We start from the raw sequence: 15,652 nt of genomic DNA, 5'->3' as shown, positions 1-15,652 counted from the left end.
CGAGGTGTCCAGGACGAGGCCGGTGCAGCCGTGGTCGGCGGCCGAGGCCAACAGCGCCCACAGCGGCGCGGCGCTGGAGCGGTCGATCTCTCCGGCGAGCCGGACGACCAGGGTGCCGCCGAGGGAGGTGCAGGAGTCGATGACTATGACGCCGGGCGCGGTGTCCGCGCCCGAGTCGTGCACGAGGGGAGGGGCGGGGGCGGCGAGAGTCGCGGGCAGTATCGGGGCGGTGGTCGAGGTACTCACGTCTCCATCAACGCCTCCCGCCCAGGGCCGGGAAACGAGCCACGCGGCCCTTTCACCCCATGTGAGCAGCACCGATCCCCAGCAAGAGGGAAAGATTCCACCCGGACGAGGCATGCGGGCGTCCGCGACGCCCTTGCCGTGGCACTGCCCCGCGGCCGGGAAGCTTCGGCGGAGCAGCGCGACGGGATGCTCACGGGGCAGAAGTCAGCAGCCGGGCGCGAAGGTGATCCAGGACCTGGTCAAGGGCTTGACGGGTGGGCTCGCCGGGCTCGTCGACGAGATGCTCGGTGACGACCGAGTGCGGGGGTGTCAAGGCGTCCGGGTCCGCCGCGCCGTCGTCGAGCTCGATCGCCACGAACGCCTCGCCGAGCTTCGCCCTCAGCAGCGCGAAGCGCTCGCCGGGGACGAGCCGGTCGCCGCGGAAGCGCAGTCCGAGAACCGTCAGACCGGCCTCGCAACGTTGCTGGACGGCACGGAGGTCGGCCGGAGAGATGTCGAGGGATCGCCGGTTGCGCGCGGTGACCGCGAGCGGGAGGGACGGCTGACAGAGGACCGGTGCGAGGAGACGTTCGTCGGTGGCCATGGCGAGGGCGTACCCGCCGGTGAAACACATGCCGACCGCGCCGACCCCGGGGCCGCCGCACCGCTCGTGCTCACGGGCCGCGAGCGCTCGCAGCCAGGTGACCACAGGAGAGGTGCGACCGGCCGCGAGCACGGTGAACTCCCTGCTGACGCAGATGCGGGCGGTGGCGCGCAGGCCCGTCATCGCGCTGCCCGTCCACCCGTGCGCCGACGGATCGGGATCGCGTCCGGCGACGCCGAACAGGTCCGGCAGGACTACGGTGCAGCCGATGTCACGGACTCGTCGCGCGAACCGGGCCACCTTCGGGGTGATGCCCGGGATCTCGGCCATGACGACGACCGCCGGGCCGTTCCCCGACCGCAGCACCGCATGCGAACGGCCCTGGTGGGTGAACCGCTCTCGGGTGAAGTCCGTCAGCGCGTCGTCGGCCACGCGTCCTCCTGGAGTCCGTTCGGTGCGAAGGTGACAGCAACCGACCCTACTTGTGAGTAACCAGGCTCGTCCCGAGAACGCGGACGCCCGTCCTGGACAGCACTGTCGCGACCGGTCCCCGGCAGCGACCGCGAAGCGCGCACTCCCGTATGCGCAAGGCGGTCGGCGGGCCTGCGATGGTGGAACACGGGTGGTCCGACGATGAGCTCGGAGGCCGATACGGGCGGTGCCCCCCGGACGCGCCCCCAGGCGGAAGTCCCCGCCCTGGGCGAGACTGGGGAACCGTTCGCAGCCGTGCGGAGACGGAGGAGCAAGGTGAGGCGTTCCCCTGGCACTGCCCACGGCCCTACGGATGCGCTCGACGGGGTGGCGGTCGCGCTCGTGGACGCACGGGGCAGGATCTCCTGGTGGTCGCGTGCCGCAGGTGAACTGCTCGGCTGGAACGCCGATGAGGTCGTCGGAACGGCGGCACGTGACCTCCTCGGTCCCCACGCGCCTTCGCAGGCACGGTTCGCGGGGTCACCCCGCGCTCGCCTGGCCCGGCTCCGGCACCGCTCCGGCCGACTGGTCGAAGCCGAGGTCCGGATACTGGCCGCGCAGGACGGGGGCGAAACGCTCCTCCTGGCCGTGCCGCCGAGCCCCTCGCCGAGCTGGGACGACGTCCCGGAGATCGCCACCACGCTGATCCAGCAGGACCTCGTCGGCGTGGCCCTGCTCGACCTCGATCTGCGCCTCGTGCGGACCAATCCGGCCTTCAGGTCCCTCCGTCCCGCCGACGGTCCGGAGGACTGGGTCCTCTCCCTTCATCGCACCGGGACGGGTGAAAGCGCCCGGGACGCCATCGCCGCCGTCGCCGAGCGCGGCGTGCCGGTCGTGGCCGCCGAGTTCCGCGGCCCGGTGCCCGGCTCCGAGCCGGCGCTGTCCCTCACCTGCCTGCGCGTGCTCGACCGGCGGGGGGAACCGGTCGGGGTGGCCGTGGCGGCCGGAGAGATCACGGACCGGTTCCAGGCCCAGAGCCGTCGCACGGCCGCCTACCGCGGCGCGGTGGGCATCGGCGGGTCCCTGGACGCGGTGAACAGCGCCCAGGACCTCGTCCAGGCGCTGGTGCCGGCCCTCGGCGACCTGGCGGCGGTCGACCTGAGGGACGACGTCCTCGAAGGCCGCGACCCTCCGGCGAAGTACATCGGCCCGGAGGACGAACTGCTCCGCAGGGTCGCGGTGAAATCGGCGGACCGGCGCTGGCCCGCCCCGCTGGTGCAGGTAGGGGAGTCGCTGCCGCCGATTCCCGACCGCCCCGAGTTCCAGCGCACCGCCGTGGGGCAGGAGGTGATCGTCTCGGACCCGGAACTGGTCCGCCTGTTCCTGGGCAACGACCCCGTTCTGGTCGCGAAGATGATGCCCGAGGGCATGCGCTCCTCGCTCGGCTGTCCCATCTACCATCGGGGCCGCGTTCTCGGCTACGCCCTCGTCTGGCGTACGACCACGCCCGTGCCCTTCGACGAGCGTGACGCGCAAGTCCTCAAGGACTTGTGCGTGCGCAGTGCCCAGGCCGTCAACAACGCGCTGCGCTACACCCGCGAGCACCGTACCGCCGTCGCCCTCCAGCAGAGCCTCCTCCCGGCCTCCACCACCGACAGCACGGCCGCCGAGACCAGCGGCATCTACCTGCCGATCGGTGGCGGCGCGAGCGTCGGCGGCGACTGGTTCGACACCTTCGCGCTCTCGTCGCTGCGGGTCGCGCTCGTGGTGGGCGACGTCATCGGCCACGGACTGCAGGCCACGACCACCATGGCACGCCTGCGCACCGCCGTGCAGACACTGGCCGACCTCGACCTCAGCCCCGACGAACTGCTGACCCGTCTCGACGATCTGGTACGACGCATGGAGGCGGAGGCCGAGCTGCCCGACACCGTGGGCGCCTCGTGCCTGTTCGCCGTGTACGACCCCGTCTCCGGGATCTGTCAGGTGGCGAGCGCGGGACACCCACCGCCCGCGGTCGTCCTGCCCGACGGCACCGTCACCTACCTCGACATCGAACCCGGGCCACCGCTCGGCGTCGTGGACAGTCCCTTCGAGGTGTACACGTGCACCCTGCCGCCGGGCAGCGTTCTCGCCCTCTACACGGACGGTCTCCTCGGCCGCGACGTCGACGCCGGGATGACCCGCTTGCGCGAGGACCTCACCGAACTCTGCCGCCCCGGCGACCCGTTGCACGAGATCGGCACCGCGGTCATCGGCCGGCACCCCGAGGCCGAAGGACCCGAGGACGACGTCACCCTGCTGCTCGCCCGCATCCGCAGCGTCCCCGCCGCCGACACGGCCGTGTGGGAGTACCCGGCCGAGCCGACCGCCGTGCACGACGCCCGGCAGGACGTGACGGCGCAGCTGATCGGGTGGGGACTCGAAGAGCAGTTGTTCGCCACCGAACTCGTCGTGAGCGAACTGGTCACCAACGCCCTGCGGTACGCGGGCGGACCGATCGTCCTGCGGCTCATCCGGGACAGGGTGCTGGTGTGCGAGGTATCCGATCCGAAGGACGCCCATCCCCGGCTGCGGCGGGCCCGGAGCACGGATGAGGGCGGTCGGGGCCTGTTCCTCGTCGCCCAGCTCACGAGCCGCTGGGGCTGTCGGTTCAGTCCACGAGGAAAGACGATCTGGACCGAGCAGGAGCTCGCCCCCAGGTCGGCGTGAGGCACCGGCCCGGGCAGTGGCGCAGGGCCTGCCGGGCGTGGTGCGGGGATCGGCAGGCCCTGTGCGCGGGGTGGGGGAGCCGCACCCGTCCCACGGGAGGCAGTCATGAACGAACGCGATGTCCTGCTCAACGGGCTCGCGCGGGGAAGACCGCCGGCCTCCCACCCCTCGACGAACGCCGCAAGGCGTTCAGGCTGCTGATCACGGTGCTCACGATTGCCGACGCGCGGCGCCGCGAGCGTGTCACCACGTACTGACGTCGGCTTCCGGCACGGTGTCTGTCAGAGGGCACGGTTACCGTGCTGGCGTGCCGAACTCCTATACGACGTTGTGGACCAACGACTTGTGCCGAGAGCTTGAGCGATCCGGCTATACCGGCCGGCGGCTGACGATGCTGTTCGGCGGGCCGTACCAGTCGCTGCCGAGCTTCCTGCGTGCGGGAGTGCAGCCTGGCGACCGCATCTACCCCGTGCGCGCCCACCGCACCCGTCTCCATCTGCTGGGGGCGCTGGAGGTGGCTCACATCGTCCCCTACGAGAACGTCGGCTCGGCGCTTCCCGATGACGACTACGTGAAGTTGCTGGACTGGCGTCCGCTCAAGACCGGATGTGTCACCGAAGTGCTCGTCGGACCGCCAGGTGCCCCGCTCAGGTTCGACACGGTTGTCCCAGGGGACCTCCTGGAGCGCCTGACGTACACATCCCGCCGGGGTGAGCGACTGCTCAAGCACGTGGAGGACGGGCGCCTGATCCGTTCAGCGAGCCTCCAGGGCATCTACCGCCTCGCCGCCGACTCCGCCGAAGAGATCGACCAGCTGATTCGCCGCGATGCCCCAAACGGAGCAGCCGGTGAAGTCTGATGAAACCACGGGGTGGATTTCGGCAGCCGTCAACACACTTGGTCGCTCGGCTGTTGCGATGACACCAATGAAGCGGTGAGCCGAGGTCGGCCGCACAGTGGACGTCCTGACGAACGGACCCGTGCTCTGCCCCTGCGTGCGCAAGTGCGAGACGACGGCATGCAGGCGGCGGGTGAACCGCCGGCGACCGGGCTGGTTGGGCTGGTTGGGCTGCGGAGCGTTGACGGACACGGCTCTCCAGACACCGGCGAGGCGCTGGTGACCGCATGCGCGCCCGGAGCGGAGGCCCGCCGGCCCGCCCTGTACGCGAAAGCCCGCGACGACGGGGACCGCTCGGTGCGCACGGAGACGTTCGACGCGATGGCGACCGGCCAGTGGGAACTTACGGCCGTCGTGTGCGCGGAGGGGGTTGCACCGGGGGGCGGCTGAACCGTTGTCGGACGGTTGCAGGCGGCAGGGGACCGGAGGTGTTGCCGGAAATGGGAGCCCAGTACTTCGAGCACTGCTTGTTTTCCCTGTTCAGCCCGGGTGGCCAAGCCTCCCCGCGACGGCACCCCTTTCCCGCGCGAGAGCCGTGGGGAAGAGGCCCCCTCCACGGCGGGGCCACTGCCGGACCGTGTTGTCAGTGGTGGCTGGAAGGCTGGGCGGCATGAACGGTGACGAGCAACTGCTGCGCGGCCGGGTCTACGGCCGTGACCACGACGACCCCGACCCGGGGCCGCGGCTGGACCGGACCTACGCCGAACTCGTCGGCGGTCCGCTGGACGGTCTCCTGCTGGACATCCACGGCTGGCGGATCGAGGAGGTCGACGACGGCGTCGCTCTGACCACCGAGCTGTCGAAGTGGCCCGGCGGGCGTGCGCTGTACGACCCGCGCCCCGGCGACCCGCGCGGGCCGGGCCCAGGAGTCGCCTGCCGCTTCTACTACACCGGCGACACCCCCTGACCGACGCTCCCCGACCGCCTGCCGCCGACCGTGAGCGGTCTGCACGGCTCCGGGGCGTACCCACACCCCGATACGACGCGTCTCGTCGTCCGTTGCCGGTTCTCGGAGGCAACGGACGACTCCTACCGTGCCGCCCGCATCGCCCCGTCAGCCGCGGGGCCTGCCCGAGGTGTACTGACGGGTGCCGGGGTGGGGTCGGGAGGAGGATCAGAAACGGCAGGGGTGCGGGGAGCCGCCGTTGCGCAGGTTCCCGTCGTAGACCCAGCCGCTGCCGCGGACGTACGACCAGGTGTTGCCGTAGCTGTTGGTGACGTAACAGTTCACCGTGATCGCCGTTCCGGACGGCTTGGTGGAGACGGCGGTGCAGGCATCGTAGGGGCCGACCCGGATGGGCGCGCTGCCGGCGGCGTAGTCCGTGCTGCTGTACGGGTTCAGGCTGCTCGGCGGCGCGCCCTGGTACCACGGGCAGTCGGCTGCCGGGGGCGCCGCCTCGGCCGGAGCGGCCACGGCGGCCGGCACGGCGAGCAGCAGCGCCGCCAGGGCGATGCGGGCGGCGACGGGCGATGCGGACATGGGCGTATCCCTTCGTCGGTCCATCGGTGGAGAGGGCTGCGATCCAGCGTTCGGGCGGGGCGGGCGCCAGGGCAAGGGACGGCCGCTGTCCCGGACAGGCGTGGCCTTGTCCGGGACACGGGGGGCAGGGGTGCCGTACGACGTACGAGGCGGGATGGAGCTGGCTCCCCGGTACGGCGACTGGGGACGCCGTTCCCGCCCGAAGCTACGGGCATCGGCTACGGCCATCGACCCAGTCGGCCGCTTCGAGGAGGGGCGGCGGGCCACCCTCTCGGCCGCCGTCCCCGCGATACGCGCCCACTCTCAGTGCGTCGTCGCCGGTCGGGAGGATCTCCAGGAAGCCCGCCCAGTACTTCCGCCACTTCTCCCGGACGCCTTCAGGGTCCGGAGCGAGAAGCGTCTCGGCTCGTCGCGGTGGCCCGCGCCGTTGAGGGGGCGCAGGGCCTTTCGGCGGCCCTGTGAGCCTCGAGACGGTCCACGGACTTCTGCGCGGCCGGCTCCTCGATTGCCGTCCACGGCCCACTGAAACGCTCCGTCCTGGGCACGATGAACCTCATGACGGCTCCCACCCACACCGCTCGAGCCCACTCCTTCAACACGGCCGCGGCCCAGTACGCCGCCAACCGCCCCTCCTACCCGCCCGCCCTCCTCGACGCGGTCGAGGAACTCACCGGCCGCTCCCTGTGCGGCGCCCGCGTCGCCGACATCGGTGCCGGTACGGGCATAGCCACCGGCCTGCTGCGCGCCCGAGGCTCCGACGTCATCGCCGTGGAACCCGGCTCCGGCATGGCGGCGGAGTTCCGCCGCACGCACCCCGACGTGCCACTCGTCAGAGGCGACGGCAACCGCCTCCCCCTCGCTTCCGCCTCCGTCGACCTCCTCACCTACGCCCAGTCCTGGCACTGGACCGACCCCGCCCGCTCCATCCCGGAGGCACTGCGCGTGCTGCGCCCCGGCGGTGCGATCGCGCTGTGGTGGAACACGAACCCCGGGGACGTGCCCTGGATCGCCGAGGCGGGCGCCCGCCAGGCCGCACACTTCGGCCTCGACACCGAGGCGGACGAGAAGCCCGGCACGTACGCCGACGTCGCCGACCCCGAAGGCCGCCTCGGCCTCACCCGCCGCACCCTGCGCTGGAGCCGCCGCGTCCCCCTCGACACCCATCTGGCGAACCTCGGCAGCCACTCGGCGTTCCTCGTCGACTCCGAGGAACGCCGCACCGCCTACTTCGCCGAGGAACGCGCGCACCTGCTGAAGGTCTTCCCCGACGGGATCGTCGAGGAGACCTACGACGTCGACCTGTCGGTCGCCCGCACCGGGGCCTGATCCCGCGCGGCGCCCCACCCTTCCAGGGCCGCCGCGCACGGCGTGGTCACACGCCGCAGCCCTCCCCGTTCCAGCCGCACCTCACGACCGGACGGCAGCGCGCCCAACAGCCGGACAGCCCCGGCGTCGGGGCCGACGGTGCCGAGTCGACACGCATCTTGATCAGCAGAGGGTGCGACAGTCGATCCTCCGAGTCGGAGATCCACCGAGAAACCTCTTACTCGGGTCACTGGTCGTCGTCGGCCTGGTTCATCGCGTCGGTGTAGAGGGCGAACAGGCGCAGGGGGCTGGTTTCGCCGGTGTGCGTGCTCCGGTGCAGGCGACGCCAGCAGTCGGCGGCCAGGCGGCGGGCGCGGGTTCCGGGCCAGGGCCGGGGGAGGAGTTGGGGTGGCAGGAGGGGGTCGGGTGTCATCGCGGCGGTGAACCGGGCGGCGAGTTCGACGGCCGTGCCGATCAGCTCGGCCCCGGACAAGGCCTGGTTCGGGGTGAGGCGGGCGAGGCGGGTTTCGGCGAAGGCGGCGAGCTGTTCGTGCCGTTCGGCGATCTCGTCGAGCGGCCACAAGGCGGCTGCGAGCGTGCGCGGGTCGGTGATGTCGCCGACCCGCATGTGTGTGGTGGAAAAGCTGGTGAGGGTGTCGAGGACGCCGAGGTGCCGGGCTTGGCCGCGGACGAGTTCGGCGATCGGGTTGGCGGTGACGTACAGGCCGCTTTGGAGGGGGGCTGCGCCGAGGTGGAGGAGGTGCTCGCGCAGGGCGTCGCGGGCGGTGCGGCGGGATTCGGGGACGGCGAAGGCGAACAGGTGCCAGGTGCCGTCCCAGGGGGCGAGCCCCGCGTCCTGCCGGTAGGCGTGGCGGACGTAGGCGGCGTCCGGGGCCAAGGAGCCGGTGGCGTCGGCCACGGCGCGCAGCTTCGCCTTGCGGCCGCGGCCCTCCTGGGTGAACCGGCCCTCGGTGACCAGGCGTTTGACGCACAGCCTGATCTGGGTCTCGCTCATGCCGAGCAGGTCGGCGACGGCGTACAACTCGCCTGCGTCGACGGTGCCGTCCTCGCGGACCAGGGCGGCCACGACCAGCCGGGTGGGGATCTCCGGATGTCCGGACCGGCCTTCGGCCGCGGGGGGAGTGGCGGTGTTCATCGTGCCTCCCGCGGGCTCGTCGCGTCTGCCTCGGTGACGGGACGGTGCATGGTGGTGACCGCGCCGAAGCCCATCAGGCGCCGCAGGTAAGGGGTGCGCTCGGTGTGGTGGACGGTGAAGCCGTGCCGTTCGTACAGCGCCCGCGCGCGGGGGTTGGTGTCGATGACGTCGAGGCGGATGCGGCGGCAGCCGGACTCGGCGGCGACGGCCGCGATCTGCGCCAGGAGGAGGCCACCGATGCCCCGGCCGCGGTACGCGGCGTCGACGGCGATCCCGTCCATGACCAGTTCCCGCGGGGCCGGGGTGCGTTCGAACAAGGCCAGCACCGCGAGTTTCGGCAGGCCGCGCACAGGGCCGTAGGTGGAGAGGACGTCCCTGACGCCGCCGCCCGTCAGCGCCCTTCCGGCGAGCTGGTAGCCGGCCACGGCGACCACCCGGCCTTCGGCGAGCGCGACGACCCCCCGGTCGTGGTGCAGGTGGGCCGCGATGAAGGCGCGCCCCTTTTCGGGCGGGTCGAGTGCCGGTGCCAGCTTGCGGCCGAACGCCTCCCAGTACAGCGCCGCCACCTGATCCTCGCTGCCTGCGGGCACTCCTCGCCGCAGCACCGGGTCGCCGTCCACGCTCATCCGCGCGCCCTCCCTCGTCCGTCTCCGACATCACCTTGCCTATCAACCTTAATACGTTCATCATCGGAACGACCGTTTTTACTTCGATCGATACGGAGTGGTGGTGCTGAGAACGGGGAGTGTGCCGGTGCGGCGCACCTGGCGGCGGCTGGCGGGGATCCTGGCGGCCCTGCTGCTGGTGGCTGCGGGGCTCGGAGCGGTGGTGGTGCGGCAGAACACCTACGCACTGAGGGAGCAGGAAGTGTCCTTGCGGCACGACGGCATGCTGCTCGAAGGCGTGCTGGCACTGCCTGAGCAGGGAGAAGGTCCGTTCGGACTGGTGGTCTTCGTGCACGGCGACGGCCCGGTGGACGCCACGCACGAGACGTTCTACCGGCCGCTGTGGGAATCCTTCGCCCGCGCCGGGTACGCCTCGCTGTCGTTCAGCAAGCCCGGCGTCGGCGGCTCGGAAGGCGACTGGCTGAAGCAGAGCATGGACGACCGGGCCGAGGAGACACTGGCCGCCATCGCCTGGGCCCGCAGCCGCCCGGACATCGACGGCCGGCGCATCGGGCTGTGGGGCGCGAGCCAGGCCGGCTGGGTCCTGCCCGGAGTCGCCGCCCGGGACGGACGGCTGCAGTTCGTCATCGCCGTCTCCCCGGCGGTCAACTGGTTGCGCCAGGGCCGCTACAACCTCCTGGCGGAACTCGCACGGGACGGCGCGGGTGACCAGGAGCGGCAGGCGGCACTGCGCAGGAGGGAAACCGTGCTCGGCCTGCTGAGGCGTGGCGCGACGTTCGCGCAGTACCGTGCGACGGTCGGTGATGCGGACGGCATGACCGCGGGGCGGTGGGGGTTCATCACCCGCAACTACCGTGCGGATGCGACTGGCGACCTGGCCGCCATGCGCGGCACGCCGCTGCTACTGGTACTGGCCGGCCACGACATCAACGTGGACGTCGCCGACACCGAAGCCGTCTACCGCGCCACCCTTCCTCGGGAGTCCCTGACCGTCGCCCGCTACCCGGACGCCACGCACTCCCTTGTCGATCACGACCTGGAGAGCTCCGCCTGGCGCCTTGCGGTGACCGCGGTCACCGCACCCCGCCGGCTCTACGCCGAGGGCTTCCTCGCCGATCAGACCCGCTATCTCCGGCAGCTGAACTCCTCGCCCGGCAGACGGTGACCCGCGGCGGACCGACGGAGGCCGGGCCGCTCGGGCACCGCGAGAGCGGCGATCGTCCGGTGCGGGGCGACGCTGCCGACGAAGGCGCCACCTGGCCGAACGCGGCCGTCTGCCGTCTGCGTCCGGGGTGAGAGACAGAGCCCGGCCCCGAGAGGCCCGAGGCCCGGGGGCTCACGGGCCGCAAGGCCCGCGTGAGACGTGGACGTCGGGACCGGTGCCCGGCTGCGGCGGCCGGTCACGTGATCACCCTCCGGGCGGAGCCCGGGGTATGCGTACGGCCCGCACCGTTGGCTGGTGCGGGCCGTACCCGTGTCGCCGCTCTCGCGGTCGGGGGAGGCCGCAGAGCGGACGGTCGGAGCGGTCCCACTCGCTCACTCCCCGCCTGCCCTCGTTTCTCCCGGCCACACCCCCGGTTTCCGGCGCGCCCTCCACACTCCCCATGGGGAACGGGTATCGCTGTTGGTGCGGGCCAGGTCACCGGCGCGGCGGGGATCGCCGCCGTGAGGCGGGGGCGGAGTCCTGGGAGGGTTCCCGGCCTCGACGGTACGAGACGACCAGAGCCGGGTGGCGCGCTCGCGTGGCTCCCGGCCGGACTCCGTCACGACGGACCGCATGCGTTCGAGGCGCTCGTGGACGGCATCCGCACCCTGGGGGCGCTCGTTCGGCTCGCTCCGCAGGAGCTCGGCGAGCAACTGCCCGACCGGGGCTGGATGCCGGGGCACAGGGCGCCGACGGGTGGGGCCTCCTCCTCGATCTGCGGTGCAGGATGGTGTGCCCGTCGCCGCCGGTGAACGGAGGCTGCCCGGTGAGGAGAGCGAACAGTACGCTGCCCAGGGCGTACAGGTCGGAGCGTTCGTCGCCGCGCGAGTCGAGGAACTGTTCCGGTGCCCCGTACTCGAGCGTGCCGGCGGGGCTGATCGCCGACGACGGGGCGACGGTGAAGGCGGCCCTGGTGTGTGAAGCCGGCGATGCCGAAGTCGACGACCTTCACCCGTCCGTCGGCCGTGAGCATCACGTTCGACGGCTTGATGTCGTGATGCACGACCTTGGCGCGGTGCGCCGCCGCCAAAGCCGCGCACATCCCCTGAGCGACTCGCAGCGCCTCCACCGGCTCCATCGGCGTGCCGTCGCGCGTCCGATCGGTGAAGGACGAACCGTCAACCCGCTCCATCACCAGAAACCGCAGGCCGTCGTGTACACCCCGCTCATGAAGAGCGACGACGTCGGTGAGCTTGGCCCCGGTGGCCTCCGGCGTTCGACAGCCACACGCCGAGCTTCACCCCCGCCCGTCCTCCAACCGCTCTACGTGCCCCCTGTGGATGGTTGCAGGACCCGTACGCACGCGAAGCTCCTGGCGGCTGCGGGCGATCTTGGTCGAGAACCCGTCTACCAGGAGCTTCGCCCTCTGCGGACCTGTCCAACGCGCGGCCGGCCATGGGAGGTTGAAAAGGACCCGTGGTGCTCTTCGTTGCACCGCCGGTCGCTGCCGGCAACGAGAACCTTTAACGGCATCGCTTCCGACAAAATGGAGCCCCAGAGGAGACGGAACGCACGGGGGAGTCGGGGGTGGGCGACGGTCGCGGGTCCGCCGACGGTCGACGCTCGCGCCCTGCCCGTGGATCCCCCAGGGCTCCACGGCGCGGTATGCGCCTCTTCGGCCGGCACGCCGTGGGGCGGCCGACCGAAGAGGCGCTTTGCTCAGGTGGCCGGGTGCGGTTCCCGCGTCCGCAGCCGGCGTGCGAGCAGGCCGAGCAGCACGGCGTTGACCAGCCCGGACAGCGCCACCCCGAGGGAGAAGACCAACGGGCTCAGCCAGGCGATCGAGGAGTCGTACGCAACGGGCGACGACACCGCCATCGCGAGGATGCTGAACGGGGCCGTGGCCATGAGCGGCCAGATCCCGGCGAACCCGGGGTCCGGCAGCACGAACTCGGCGTACAGGAAGAACCCCAGCGCCACCGCGACCACGGCGAGGTAGCCGCGCGCGAGCCAGTTGTCCACCGCGGGCGCCAGCAGGGCCCGAACCTTCCGCCGGCGGGTGCCCGCGGGGTCCGTCGTGTCTGTTCTCTTCTGCTCGGCCGGGTCCGCGACGTGCGGGAGGGGCTTCCGCGCACTGGTCGAGGGGGCGGTCGCGGCCCTCGTGGCGAGGGCGCCGAGCACGGCGGCGTTCACGAGGGCGCACAGGAGGAGCCATCCGGCGAAGACCGCGACCGCCGTCACGTCGGCCGCTCCGTCGATCTCGGCGCCGGGGTCGAGGGGGAGGAACACGCACAGGAAGGAGAGGGGCGCGGTCAGCAGCAGAGGGCTTCCGGCGAGGGCGCTCTGCGGGAAGAGGAACATGGCCGTGAAGGAGGCGGCGAAGACCGCCAGATAACCCCGGGCGAGCCAGTTGCCCGAAGCGAGCGCAAGGAGTCGGCGCAGGCGCGGGACGCGGTGGGGGTGGGACGCAGTCGGCATCGGTTGTTCCTCGGGTCGGTCCGTTGGTGATCTCCACGGTGGACCACGGGTCGCGCTCGGACATGAGTACGGGTACTCACCGGCACGGCCGCAGAAACCACACGCGTCTGCGCAAGACCCTCACTCCGCGGTGGCCGGCTCTCAGCAGGTCCGGGCGACCTGCGAGCGCCGACTGGGAAGTCCAGGGTTCCGTCCGCACTTCCACGAACGATCTTTCAGGGCCATCGGGCTGATCGATAGGATCCCGGCATGAGGGGAGATCCCGTGGTCGTGCTGCCGGAGGCCGAGTACCGACGCGTATGGGCCCGTTTCTACGAGGATTTCAGCTTCCGTCCGAGTACGAATCCGATCAAGTGGCCGGCCATCGAGGAGCCCGTCGCGTCGGTGACCTGGAGCCTCGCTGCGCTTGACGATGATCCGAGTTACGAGCGCCTGGACTACCTGGTCGCGGTGATCGAGCAAGGGTTGTCTTCCTGCGCCGGCCCTTCGGGCACTCTGTTCGCCCTCGACTGGCAGCACACGTCGTATCGCTTCGTACCGCAGGACGTCGGCGGGCCCGGGCAACCGGCCTGGCCGCTGAGCCCGTATCCCGACGGGGACTACTTCGTCTTCCTCGCGGAGGACTTCCGCTTCGGCAGTTTCGGACACCCTTGGGAAGGGTCTCTCTGCCTGTTCGGCGAGGAGCTCCTCGACGGGGCGGCCGCGGAAGTCGACAAGGTCCTCGGGCCACCGATCCGCAGGTCGGGCAAGGCGGTGGGCCCGGCCTGAGCGTGGGCCGAGCCGGGTCTGGCGTGCGGCGGAAAGACACCGCCGGCGCGTCCCGGACTCCCGCCGCCTGGCTGTCGGCCGACCGGTCAGGAACCGCAAGGTACGGCTGGGCGGATCGCCGTCGGGATCCTGGCGGCAGCGGCTGCTTCCCTGTTCCCGCGGAGTCCCCGGCGGGTCCCGTCACCGGGTCCCGTCACAAGGTCCCGCCGATGTTCCCCCGCCGTAGGGGCGGCCGTCGCATTCGCGCCCGTCTTCCCCGTCGGGACCCTCGCGGTGTTCTCCGTCGCCCACGGGGCGGCCTGACGGACCGCGTCAGCCGGCGGCCCCTGCCTCTGCGCCCGACCGTGTGGCCGAGGCCTGGAGCTGCTGCATTCGCTGCCCGTACCTCGTACGGCCCTGCGGCTTGTACACCGACAGGGCGGTCGCGCCCAGGAGCACGACGAGTGCCGCGCCGGACTGGACGACGAGCTGGGTCCGCAGGCCCGCGAGGTCGTCGCCGGTCCAGGCGGGGGAGGCCGCGGCGTCGGCGAGGCGGCTGATCGGTGGCAGGTGGAGGAGGAGGGCTCCGGTGGCGAGCGCCGTGATCGTCAGCTTCACGGTGATCCAGTAGTGGCGCAGGAGCCCCCAGGTCGTGCCGAGGGAGGACGCGACGCCGGTCGCGAGTGCGGCGAAGCAGAGCGGCACGATCACGTACCGGCCGGTCACGCCCATCGTGACGTACACCGACCTCACCGTCAGGGCGTCCCGTGCGATCAGCCCGGTGACGGCCAGGGCCAGGAAGACCGCCACCGCGCCGAACCAGCCGACGGACGCCGTCACGTGGGCGGTGAGGGCGAGCCTGCGCACGCGCGGGGACATGACCATCAGCCGTGACCCCTCATGCCGCCCCCGGCCAGGTGCAGGGCGATGAAGGCAACGACCAGTACCGCCGCTCCGATCATGAGGACGGTCACCCAGCGGGGCCGGGGGGTGTGCTGCGGAGCGGACTGGCGGGGTTCATCGGACATCGGAGGGCTCCGCTTCGTAGGGGACGGCGCTCCGCCGTCAAGCGCGTTCAGCTTTTGCGAGACAGAGTGTCTCTGTCAAGTCGCTCTGTCGCTGTCTCGACGTCCCGTACATTATGGGCATGCCGAAGCTGTGGAACGAGACGATCGAGGCGCACCGCGGCGCCGTCCGCGACGCGGTGCTGGACGCCGCCGCCGCGCTGGTCGCGGAGCACGGACTGCTGTCCGTGACGATGTCGCGGATCGCGCAGGAGACCGGCATCGGGCGGGCCACGCTCTACAAGTACTTCCCGGACGTCGAGTCGGTCCTGACCGCCTGGCACGAGCGCCGGGTCGCCGGCCACCTGGAACGGCTCGAAGCCGTACGGGACCGGATCGCCGACCCGGACGAGCGGCTTCGGGCCGTCCTCGAGGCGTACGCCCTCATGTCGTACGAGCGCCACGAGCACCACGGCTCCGAGATGGCGGCGCTCCTGCACCAGGGACCGGGCATCGCCCAGGCCCACCAACGGCTTCTCGGGCTGGTCACCGAGCTGGTCACGGAGGGCGCGGCCGGCGGTGCGCTGCGTGACGACGTGCCGGCCGGTGAGCTCGCCGTGTACTGCCTGCACTCCCTGGGGGCTGCGGCAGGGCTCCCGTCGAAGGCGGCGGTGCGCCGGCTCGTCGCCGTGACCTGGGCCGGGCTGCTGCCCGCGGTCCGAAGCGCGGATCGGACTCCCGCCGGGGCGGAGGAGGAGCCGAGCCATGAGCATGGTCGCCATCGCGGCCGTCGCCACGGTCACTGACGGCGGCCATACCCCCTCCCCGTATCATGGGGGAGTCAGGTCGCTACGGACCGGGC

At 71.8% G+C, this 15,652-nt stretch carries 15 protein-coding genes and 1 pseudogene; 7 read left to right on the top strand and 9 right to left on the bottom strand.

From position 1 onward, the window contains the following. Both K7G60_RS29630 and K7G60_RS29625 read right to left on the bottom strand, forming a co-directional pair. A partial coding sequence (locus K7G60_RS29630; protein ID WP_225804036.1) for a hypothetical protein occupies nucleotides 1–246 on the bottom strand: 246 nt, incomplete at its 3' end. A gap of 190 nt (nucleotides 247–436) precedes the next feature. Next, entirely contained in the window at nucleotides 437–1,261 is an 825-nt protein-coding gene (locus K7G60_RS29625) for a dienelactone hydrolase family protein (RefSeq protein ID WP_225804035.1), read from the bottom strand. Between the two features lie 366 nt (nucleotides 1,262–1,627). On the opposite strand from K7G60_RS29625, the gene K7G60_RS29620 reads away from it, so the two are divergent. The 3 genes from K7G60_RS29620 to K7G60_RS29610 all read left to right on the top strand — a co-directional run bounded on the left by K7G60_RS29620 (nucleotide 1,628) and on the right by K7G60_RS29610 (nucleotide 5,757). Further along, nucleotides 1,628–3,952, top strand: a complete 2,325-nt coding sequence (locus K7G60_RS29620; RefSeq protein ID WP_225804034.1) for a SpoIIE family protein phosphatase — start codon at nucleotides 1,628–1,630, stop codon at nucleotides 3,950–3,952. 307 nt (nucleotides 3,953–4,259) lie between these two features. Next, entirely contained in the window at nucleotides 4,260–4,811 is a 552-nt protein-coding gene (locus tag K7G60_RS29615) for a hypothetical protein (RefSeq protein WP_225804033.1), read from the top strand. 649 nt (nucleotides 4,812–5,460) lie between these two features. Continuing rightward, the gene (locus K7G60_RS29610) at nucleotides 5,461–5,757 is read left to right on the top strand and encodes a hypothetical protein (RefSeq protein ID WP_225804032.1); all 297 of its coding nucleotides are present in this window, start codon (nucleotides 5,461–5,463) and stop codon (nucleotides 5,755–5,757) included. 207 nt (nucleotides 5,758–5,964) lie between these two features. On the opposite strand, the gene K7G60_RS29605 is transcribed toward K7G60_RS29610, so the two are convergent. Continuing rightward, a complete protein-coding gene (locus K7G60_RS29605; protein ID WP_225804031.1) occupies nucleotides 5,965–6,330 on the bottom strand; it encodes a hypothetical protein in 366 nt (121 codons plus the stop codon). 555 nt (nucleotides 6,331–6,885) lie between these two features. Between K7G60_RS29605 and K7G60_RS29600 the strand changes: the two genes are divergently transcribed. Beyond that, a complete protein-coding gene (locus K7G60_RS29600) occupies nucleotides 6,886–7,656 on the top strand; it encodes a class I SAM-dependent methyltransferase (protein ID WP_225804030.1) in 771 nt (256 codons plus the stop codon). A 226-nt stretch (nucleotides 7,657–7,882) separates the two neighbouring features. Here K7G60_RS29600 and K7G60_RS29595 read toward each other — a convergent pair whose 3' ends face one another. Together K7G60_RS29595 and K7G60_RS29590 are read right to left on the bottom strand one after the other, a co-directional pair. Next, nucleotides 7,883–8,791 carry a PaaX family transcriptional regulator C-terminal domain-containing protein gene (locus K7G60_RS29595; RefSeq protein WP_225804029.1) on the bottom strand — a complete coding sequence of 303 codons (909 nt, stop codon included), beginning with the start codon at nucleotides 8,789–8,791 and terminating at the stop codon, nucleotides 7,883–7,885. After that, on the bottom strand, nucleotides 8,788–9,417 hold the full coding sequence (locus tag K7G60_RS29590) for a GNAT family N-acetyltransferase (RefSeq protein WP_225804028.1): 630 nt from the start codon (nucleotides 9,415–9,417) through the stop codon (nucleotides 8,788–8,790). The genes K7G60_RS29595 and K7G60_RS29590 overlap by 4 nt, the downstream gene beginning before the upstream one ends. A gap of 127 nt (nucleotides 9,418–9,544) precedes the next feature. Between K7G60_RS29590 and K7G60_RS29585 the strand changes: the two genes are divergently transcribed. Continuing rightward, nucleotides 9,545–10,582, top strand: coding sequence for a CocE/NonD family hydrolase (locus K7G60_RS29585; RefSeq protein ID WP_225804027.1), 1,038 nt, complete (start codon nucleotides 9,545–9,547; stop codon nucleotides 10,580–10,582). A 598-nt stretch (nucleotides 10,583–11,180) separates the two neighbouring features. Here K7G60_RS29585 and K7G60_RS39515 read toward each other — a convergent pair. Both K7G60_RS39515 and K7G60_RS29575 read right to left on the bottom strand, forming a co-directional pair. Continuing rightward, a pseudogene (locus K7G60_RS39515) lies at nucleotides 11,181–11,795 on the bottom strand (protein kinase); the annotation flags it as partial. A gap of 485 nt (nucleotides 11,796–12,280) precedes the next feature. Further along, nucleotides 12,281–13,039 (bottom strand): SCO4225 family membrane protein, encoded by a 759-nt coding sequence (locus K7G60_RS29575; protein ID WP_225804026.1) that lies wholly within the window; start codon nucleotides 13,037–13,039, stop codon nucleotides 12,281–12,283. Between the two features lie 249 nt (nucleotides 13,040–13,288). Between K7G60_RS29575 and K7G60_RS29570 the strand changes: the two genes are divergently transcribed. Further along, complete coding sequence (locus K7G60_RS29570; protein ID WP_225804025.1) at nucleotides 13,289–13,807, top strand: DUF2716 domain-containing protein; 519 nt, start codon at nucleotides 13,289–13,291, stop codon at nucleotides 13,805–13,807. A 312-nt stretch (nucleotides 13,808–14,119) separates the two neighbouring features. Here the strand turns inward: K7G60_RS29570 and K7G60_RS29565 are convergent, their stop codons facing one another. Further along, nucleotides 14,120–14,671: a hypothetical protein gene (locus K7G60_RS29565; protein ID WP_225804024.1), complete on the bottom strand. Its 552-nt coding sequence runs from the start codon at nucleotides 14,669–14,671 to the stop codon at nucleotides 14,120–14,122. Next, nucleotides 14,671–14,814, bottom strand: coding sequence for a hypothetical protein (locus K7G60_RS29560; RefSeq protein ID WP_225804023.1), 144 nt, complete (start codon nucleotides 14,812–14,814; stop codon nucleotides 14,671–14,673). Before K7G60_RS29560 ends, K7G60_RS29565 begins: the two co-directional genes overlap by 1 nt. 119 nt (nucleotides 14,815–14,933) lie before the next feature. Here K7G60_RS29560 and K7G60_RS29555 point away from each other — a divergent pair, with 119 nt between their 5' ends. Further along, nucleotides 14,934–15,596, top strand: a complete 663-nt coding sequence (locus K7G60_RS29555) for a TetR/AcrR family transcriptional regulator (protein ID WP_225804022.1) — start codon at nucleotides 14,934–14,936, stop codon at nucleotides 15,594–15,596. Nucleotides 15,597–15,652 lie beyond the last annotated feature (56 nt).

Source organism: Streptomyces sp. NK15101 (assembly GCF_020400725.1).
Classification (GTDB): Bacteria; Actinomycetota; Actinomycetes; order Streptomycetales; family Streptomycetaceae; genus Streptomyces.
Note: the sequence above shows the minus strand (reverse complement) of the source record. Positions and strands in the feature narration are given on the sequence as shown.